This window comes from Brevibacillus fluminis (assembly GCF_003710825.1).
GTDB classification, from domain to species: Bacteria; Bacillota; Bacilli; order Brevibacillales; family Brevibacillaceae; genus Brevibacillus_D; species Brevibacillus_D fluminis.
This window is the reverse complement of sequence record NZ_RHHQ01000044.1, coordinates 1-3732: the sequence shown is the minus strand read 5'-3', so window position 1 is coordinate 3732 and position 3732 is coordinate 1. Positions and strand designations below refer to the sequence as shown.

The 3732-nt window shown below is 51.3% G+C and carries 4 protein-coding genes; all 4 read right to left on the bottom strand.

What is annotated here, in order from left to right; translation table 11 throughout:
• Positions 1-2 precede the first annotated feature (2 nt).
• Positions 3-863 (bottom strand): MurR/RpiR family transcriptional regulator, encoded by an 861-nt coding sequence (locus tag EDM56_RS30770; RefSeq protein WP_122921731.1) that lies wholly within the window; start codon positions 861-863, stop codon positions 3-5.
• Between the two features lie 295 nt (positions 864-1158).
• Positions 1159-1311, bottom strand: a complete 153-nt coding sequence (locus tag EDM56_RS31640) for a hypothetical protein (protein WP_183192657.1) — start codon at positions 1309-1311, stop codon at positions 1159-1161.
• Between the two features lie 50 nt (positions 1312-1361).
• Positions 1362-3146 (bottom strand): LVIVD repeat-containing protein, encoded by a 1785-nt coding sequence (locus tag EDM56_RS30760; protein ID WP_183192656.1) that lies wholly within the window; start codon positions 3144-3146, stop codon positions 1362-1364.
• Positions 3147-3485: 339 nt separating this feature from the next.
• On the bottom strand, positions 3486-3732 hold a 247-nt coding region (locus EDM56_RS30755; RefSeq protein ID WP_148040440.1), incomplete at its 5' end, for a glutaminase.

Below are 3732 nucleotides of genomic sequence, written 5' to 3'. Positions count from 1 at the left end.
GCTTACTCGACAAATACGTTATAGGCGGAATAAAGCTGTTCCAAATCATGCTGACGGGCTTTGATCCTTTCCGCGTCTCGCTCGTTGATCCCCATGACGATCAAGTCAAGGAGGCTGATGATCAAGGAGATGGAGTTGCACCCTGACTCGACGTTTTCCTCCGTCGTGAGCGTGATGTCGGAGATGCGCCCGATCGGCGAGAGCATCCGGTCCGTGACGGAGATCAGCTTGATTCCTCGCTGTTTGGCGCATTCTGCAAGCTGCAGCGATTCTCGGGCATAGCGCGGAAACGAGATGATGAACAACACCGCGTCCTGCTTTAGGTCGCTAAATCTTTCGAAAACATCGCTGGCAGGCGGACAAAGAATCACATTCTCCCGCAGCGTGCTGAGCGTGTACGAAAACCAGTACGCCGCCGCATGCGAGGTGCGCGCGCCTACAATCATAATTTGGCTCGCTTTGATCAATGCATCGACAACATCCCACACCTTTTGAACATCCAGTTGATGCAAGATCTGCCCCAGCAGATCCCGTTCTTTCTCGATGACTTTCGCGAACGGATTCGCCTCATGTCCGCTATCAGCCGAATATTCCGCTTGGCTCGCCTGATACGCGTTTTGATTGTGCAGTAATAGATGGCGCTGAATCTTCTCCTGCATTTCCGAAAATCCGCTAAAGCCGAGTGCGTAGGCCAGACGGATCACTGTCGTCTCGCTTGCGCCAGCATTCTGTCCGATTTGGAATGCCTTGCTGAGCGCCGCTTCCTCCAGATTTTGCACCATGTACTCGGCGATTTTTTTCTGCCCTGCCGAGAGTCCGTTGAACTTTTCTTTCACCCGCTGCTCGAATGTGAGGATCTCCATGAACCCACCTCGCTTTTGATGAAGTTAAATCGTCATTTTTTCTTTACGACGAAATTGCAACTTCATCATTAGTTATAACATACGGGTTTTCAAAAATAAATATTATTCAGAATTTTATTTCCTGCATGCAATCCCCCTGTTTGTTCTCTCTCTTTTTTTGTTTGTACCCTCGTTTTCTTTGCAAACTTTGTACCAAAAACGATTTGCGCTAAAACCTGCATCTTTTCTGTTGGCTGGTTCTGTATTCGAACCGAATCCGATTCACCGTTCAGCATAAAATCGCGGCAAAACCGCATCAAATCAACTGAATTGATTTCACTTCACCTGCTGACAAAATCGATTCGCCCTTGGCGCGCAGGCACCAGGTGAGGATACAGCAACCAAGTCGGGTTTTAAAATGATCAAGGATGATGATGGTATATGGAAGGTTGCCTTTCAACCGTTCCAATGACGATACCCCCCACCAATCAATGGCGGGGGGTAAATTCTGTGCAAAAATCACAGCTTGTTTTTCGGCACACCGCTGATCGGTTCTCCTAGCAATGGCGTCGAAAGCACATAGATGCCGTGATTGGAGAATGCCCAGACCAGGTTGCGGTCCCATTCGACGAAAATGCTGTGCACCGGATTGGACGATTCGCTCGGACGCGTCGTTTTGCCGTCTTCATTCGGGATTTCCCCATACATTTTCGGCACAAAGTATGCAGCAATCGTCGGCTTTTTCGGATCCTTTAGGTCAAAAATTTGTACGCCTGCATTGTAGAACGTGTATGGCATATACTGCTGGTTCGGCGTGCCCGGTTGGATGGCTGCATAGCCACTGCGCTTCGGTCCGAAGCTGCCACGGCGCTGGCAATAGTCGGTGAACGGCGCCTCTGCTGGCGGCGTTGGGCGCGGCAGGGCGTAGGCGATCTTCGGATTTTTCGGATCGCGTACGTCGATTGCATAGATGTGCTTATACGGCTCGTGGCAGTCCTCGCCAAGCGGATAGCCGCTGTAGTAAACCATGCCTGTCGTTTCCACTTTGGTCACATCGATGTTGTCGCCCTCTGTGCCGCTGACGCTCATCGGTATTTCGAGGTGGGATATGGTTTTCATGTTGGCCGGGTCGGAAATATCGACGATGTAGAAGCCGAGACCACCCATCGCTGCATAGCCGTATTTACCGCCCTGCTCGACCGGTTTCGGGATGAACAGCGGCATGCGTGCGCCCATCCAGCTCGTCTTGTTGCCGGCACGCGGATTTTTGTTGTAGTCCGCCTCCTCCCCTTTGCGCTGACCAGGTGCCCACCAGACAGACAGCCGCTTCGGCTTGGTTGGGTCGGAAATGTCATAGGCGATTTGCGCATTCGAGTACAAATAGCTCTTGTATTCGTTGTTCGCAAAGCTGTCATCCGGCGCACCGGCAACGAACAAATACTTGTCGCCCCAATAGACAGGAACGTCGACGGATCCGGAGCCTTGCTGCGGCTGGTCTTTCGCTTTGGCTTTGCTATCGAGCGGCGTCTCGGACAGCACCTTCCATTCCGTCCATAACGGACTTGTTACTTCATAAATACGGAAGCCGCGCAGCATTTTTCGATCGCGGATCGCCTTGACTTCCTCCGGTGACGTATATTTATTTTCCAAAATGCCGTAGCGCGGGGTCTCATAGCCTTGCACGGCAATCAGCTTGCCAAGTGTCTTGTTGTATTTGACGTTGAACGGACCGAACTGGTTCAGACCGCCATCGCTCCCTTTGATATTGAATTCTTTGTGGTCGATACGCTTAACCTTTTTCGGGTCGGTGATATCGAATACGTTGTACATATCGTTTTCATAGTCGTACAGGTAGCGATGCCCGTTCAGATCGAACGTGGCTTGCCAGCTGTGTCCCCAACCGGCCACATACGGATAAAAAGCTTCCACCTTCATGTTTTTGCTGTATTGATTCATATCGAGATAAGGCAGACTGCCATTGAACGGCTGTGGCCCCTCGCCCGTATCCGGCGACATGGCCGGATGCGTAAATGCGCCGGTTCTGACATCGTAGCCCCAGGTACCTGGGATTGGCTCCGCTGGCTCGCCCGGCAACAGTGTTTTCGGCTCTTGCGGATATGGCTCGGGTGCAGCGGGCGCATTCACATTCAGTCCAGTACGCGGCGCGACATATGTATCCGGATCGGCGCCGGTCCCTACGCCCGCAGCAAAGCTTACAGCCTCAGACGGCACATACAGTGCCCCAGCAGTGAGGACGGCAGCGAGAACACCGCCGAAAAACCGCTGCTTGTTTGCTTTTTTCATTGACTCCATTCCCCCCACATCAAACGGTCTTTGGAAAGCAATTTTTCTAAAAATTCCGTCATTTACGATTCTGACGATCTCTTTTCGTTTGCCATCTTCTCTACTGTTGGTCTGGCTGTCTGTCGATTGCGCCATCGCAACCGCTTGCAAAGAATTTCATGATTCACAAACCATTCGTTCCGGAACTACACTAAGAGTACGATGTATATGACACGATGTCAATATTTTGATTCAAGAATTTTTTGAATTTTACATTTGTTCTCTCCACCTGCCGCCATTTAACAAAATGCCCCCCGATTAGCCAACAGCAGCTATACCGGAGGGCATTCCACTTCGTTATCAAGCAAACAAATGCAAGCGAAATTCGTTCGACAACGTCTCCAAAATTTGCACACCTGCGACACTGTTTCCAATTTCATCGATCGCTGGACCAATCACGCCGATTCCCATTTTACCGGGGACCACGGCCATGATGCCTCCGCTCACGCCGCTTTTGGACGGAATGCCGACGCGGATGGCGTACTCGCCGGAAGCATTGTACATGCCGGACGTCATCATGATCGTCAGCAAAATCCGCACGATGCCC